Source organism: uncultured Clostridium sp., from assembly GCF_947072515.1.
Classification (GTDB): domain Bacteria; phylum Bacillota; class Clostridia; order Clostridiales; family Clostridiaceae; genus Clostridium.
Window position 1 is genome coordinate 1 of the sequence record NZ_CAMTIG010000116.1, and the last position, 4,128, is coordinate 4,128.

Annotated in this window: 4 protein-coding genes; 2 read left to right on the forward strand and 2 right to left on the reverse strand. The window is 27.2% G+C overall.

Annotation, left to right across the window (positions count from 1 at the left end):
- Positions 1-153: 153 nt before the first annotated feature.
- Positions 154-939, reverse strand: coding sequence for a signal peptidase II (locus tag Q0W06_RS19335; protein WP_297639745.1), 786 nt, complete (start codon positions 937-939; stop codon positions 154-156).
- 135 nt (positions 940-1,074) lie between these two features.
- On the opposite strand from Q0W06_RS19335, the gene Q0W06_RS19340 reads away from it, so the two are divergent.
- Both Q0W06_RS19340 and Q0W06_RS19345 read left to right on the forward strand, forming a co-directional pair.
- Positions 1,075-1,878, forward strand: a complete 804-nt coding sequence (locus Q0W06_RS19340) for a pyruvate, water dikinase regulatory protein (protein WP_297639748.1) — start codon at positions 1,075-1,077, stop codon at positions 1,876-1,878.
- Between the two features lie 226 nt (positions 1,879-2,104).
- Positions 2,105-2,989 carry a patatin-like phospholipase family protein gene (locus Q0W06_RS19345; protein WP_297639751.1) on the forward strand — a complete coding sequence of 295 codons (885 nt, stop codon included), beginning with the start codon at positions 2,105-2,107 and terminating at the stop codon, positions 2,987-2,989.
- On the opposite strand, the gene Q0W06_RS19350 is transcribed toward Q0W06_RS19345, so the two are convergent.
- A complete protein-coding gene (locus Q0W06_RS19350) occupies positions 2,973-3,911 on the reverse strand; it encodes an amidase domain-containing protein (protein WP_297639754.1) in 939 nt (312 codons plus the stop codon). The genes Q0W06_RS19345 and Q0W06_RS19350 overlap by 17 nt on opposite strands.
- Between the last annotated feature and the right edge of the window lie 217 nt (positions 3,912-4,128).

The following is a 4,128-nucleotide window of genomic DNA, read 5'->3' on the forward strand; positions in this document are numbered from 1 at the left end:
GAGCACATGACTTTTAATCATGGTGTCCGGGGTTCGATTCCCCGGTGAGCCACCAGAATTACTTATGTAATTCTAAAATAGGAACTTGCTTAGCATTTATATATTGAGATTATGATTTCATAATCTCTTTTTTTATTTTAATAAAAGTGGATATTAATATCCACTTTTTTTGTTTTCAGAAATAGAAATAGTTTTTTTCTTAAATCCAGACTTAATATCAGCTTTTATAAAAAGTAAAAAATGCTTAGTTGAATTAATGTCATCTTTAAATGTAGAATTTTCATCATCCTTGAAAAAACCAGAATTATATAAGCAAAGGATTAAAAAGAAAATTCCAAGGTTAATATAAATATCTTTAATATCAGCAATAAATAAATCGGAGATACCTATAAAATCTAAGCTTCCTCCATAGAAAACTTTATCTATAAGTGAGCATAGAGCTCCAGTAAAAATAAACACAATTGCTAAATCACTGTAGATATCACTATTTCCTTTAGATTTATAATATCTGTAAACTTCTAAAAATACAAAAAGTGCAATTATATTTAATAGAATAAGAACTGGAAAGCTTATACCAGCACCAAATCTAGCATTTAGCCAAGAACCTTTATCATTGATTATAGGATTAAATGATAAGAAATCATTGAAAAAACCGTAATAATCATTGAAAAAGAAAAAGTGTATTATAAGTTTAATAAATTGATCTATAAATAAAAAGATAAAAAATAAAGAAATTAGAGTCTTGCCCTTTAATCCTGATTCATATTTATTAGTTAGTTTATAAATAATGAAACCTACCAATATAAATAAGCCAATTAATAAAAGATTTCCTATAATTGTATCTGAACTATCAATTCTTCCTGTTAATAATTCAAATATGAAATAAGCAATCCACATCAAAGGCAAAATTCCTATAGTGAGAAATTTTTTCATATTCATTAATGTCCTCCTAAATTGTGAATATAGTATGAAGTAATTTTAGCATATTTTTCTAAATTTAACTATTGTTAATAAGTAATTGAATATGTAATAATATAATTACAAAATATAACAATAGTACAAAGGGGTGTTAGAATGTTAACTATTTTTGCGGTATCAGATTCTATTGGAGAAACTTCGAATCAAGTTGCATTAGCAGCAGCAAGTCAATTTAAGGAAGGGGTGGAAGTGAAAAGAATTCCTTATATAAAGACTATAGAAGATGCTAATGATGTTATTCAAGCAGCGAAGGAAGTAGAATCATCAATAGTTGTATCTACTATAATTAATGTCCAAATAAGAGAATATTTAACCCAAGTAGGTCTAGAAAATAATGTTTCTGTAATAAATGTTTTAGGACCTATACTAAATATTGCATCTATGAAGTTAAATAAAGTACCAGATTATAATCCAGGGGCTATGTGGGTAACAGATGAAGAGTATTTTAAAAGAATTGAAGCCATGGAATTTGCAATGCAATATGACGATAGTAAGGATTATAGGGGATTGAGAAATGCTGATGTGGTATTAGTGGGATTATCTAGAACATCTAAAACTCCATTATGTATGTATCTTGCAAATAAAGGAATAAAAGCAATAAATATTCCTTTAATGCCGGAAGTAGGAGTTCCAGATGAGATTTATAAAATAGATAGAAAAAAGATTTTTGGATTAACTATAGATCCATTTAGACTGATAGAGATAAGAAAAAAAAGGTTAGATAAATTTCATAGAATGCCAAATAAAGTAGAATATGCGAGTGATTCTAGAGTTCTTGAAGAATTTGAATTTGCAGATAGAATTATAAAAAGGCTAGGCTGTAAAACTATTGATGTAACTCAAAGAGCTATAGAAGATACAGCATTAATAATTTTGGAATCAATAAAAGGTAAAAAATAGATTTTCAAAAGGTGAAATTTATAGTTCTTAAATTTGAATTTTAAGTAGATAAATAATCACAATAGACCTGATAAGAAACTATTTCTTATCAGGATATTATTTTAAAAGTTTTAAAAATGAAATTTAGAAAAATATAACTTAAGAAAAAGACTTGTTATTTATATTAACTAATTAGTAAAAGGGGAGTAGTATAGATAATAAGAGTAAGAGAAAATAGGTGATAAATTTGAAGATAGGATTAGTATTAGGTGGAGGAGGAGCAAGAGGAGCTTATCAAATAGGTGTTTGGAAAGCGTTAAGAGAACTAGAAATTGATAAATATATAAATATAATTTCTGGAGCATCTATTGGGGCTTTAAATGCAATGTTATATACACAAGGGGATATACAATTAGCTGATAAAGTTTGGAATTCTGTAACAACAGAAAAAATATTACCAACAGATTCGATAAATTTATTGAAAAGAAGTTTTTTAGTAAGTATTGGATCAAAAAATATGGATTTTATAAAAAGATATATTCCTAAAGTTCTTGATGGTGGAAATATATCTAGAAGTGGTTTGGAAAATATAATTGATGAGACATTAGACTTTGATTTAATAAAATCTAAGGGGATGAAAATCTATATAGTATGTACAGAAATACCTAAAATAAAAGCAAGATATTTTTTAATAAATAAGGAATCGAATGAAAGAATAAAAAAAATACTGCATGCTAGCGCTGCAATTCCGATGATTTTTGAAAGTGAAAATATAGATGGAATAGACTATATAGATGGTGGAATCGCAGATAATGTACCTATAGAACCAGTTTATTATGAAAAATGCGATTTAATAATTGTAGTTGGACTTATGAGGGGATATAGAGTTGATAGGAACATATATTCTGAATCACAAATATTAGAAATAATACCAAGTGAAATGGAGGAAGGCTTCATAGATGGAGCTTTAAACTTTACAGAAGAAAATTCAAAACAAAGAATGGAAGTTGGATATAATGACACAATTAATCAAATAAAGCCAATAATAAATTTATTAACTTATATAAATAATAAAACAAAAAAGCCTTCAATAATTGAAAGCTTTAAAGACTTATTTAAAAAGGTACAATAATTCTTACTTTGGGATAGATTATTGGATAAGAAAGACTTAAAGGATAATTTAACTTATCGTAAGTATGACAGCAGTATAAATAGTCAGTATCAGTCCTGTAAGTTAGAATACCTGAATGAGTCCAAGCATTCCGATCTTTATTGAAAAATTGAATAAGGCAACCAGAAAAATTATCTTTTAGGGAACTATACTCTCTAGCAAGTTTGTTATAGATTAAGAAGTCCCGTAATTCATTCACTCTAACCCATGAGTTAAGATAAGGTTTCCAAAGAGAAGTTTCTTTAATTCCACCATAATGTAAGGATTGGGAAGCAAAATTTGTGCAGTCACCACCAGAATCATTAAATGAGATATATTTAGGATTGTAATCTAAAGCATATCTTTCTGCATACTCAATAGATTTAGAAAAATCAAAAGTAGTAGAGATAGAAGTAGTAGTTACAGTTGTGGCAAGAGGCTTATTCGAAGTGAGAAGAGATTGAGTGGTAGAATATTTTTGGATAGCATCGGATAATGAAGTTTGCAGTTTGTAAATATCAAATTTATTATCCAGAAGATCAGAATAAAGAGATGGAGAATGTTCTTTTGATATAACAAAATCTATCAACCAATTAAATTTAGAAATCTGTGAAAATATAAAACAGAGATTTAATTTAGAAGTAGAGGATTTGTCTAAGGAGGAAATAGTTAAATTATCGGTAAGAGTTATAAATATAAAAGCTCTGTTAGAATTAAAATAAAATGTATTTATTTTAAAATTATATTTATGAGAAGTAGTTGGGATAAAAGAATTTCTTAAAGTGATTAATTGCAATAAGCCAGTATGTGAACTAAAGATATATTTATAATCCCTTGTGGTGGTAGAAGTAAAGAGGGTTGAGAGAGTTTGTTTTATGATGATAGAGTTAATTAAAGTATTCATGATAATATCCTCGTAATAAGTATTTACCATCAATATATACAAAATCTAAAAAAAGATGAAAAAAAGTATTGACACATATATAGGGAAATGATAAGATAAAAAACGTCGTAAGGAACATATTCCTACGAAACAAAAAACTTTTAAAAACAATCAAAAAAGTTGTTGACAAAATAAAAGTTAATTGATAAACTAAATGAGTCGCCAAAAGCGATGAGGA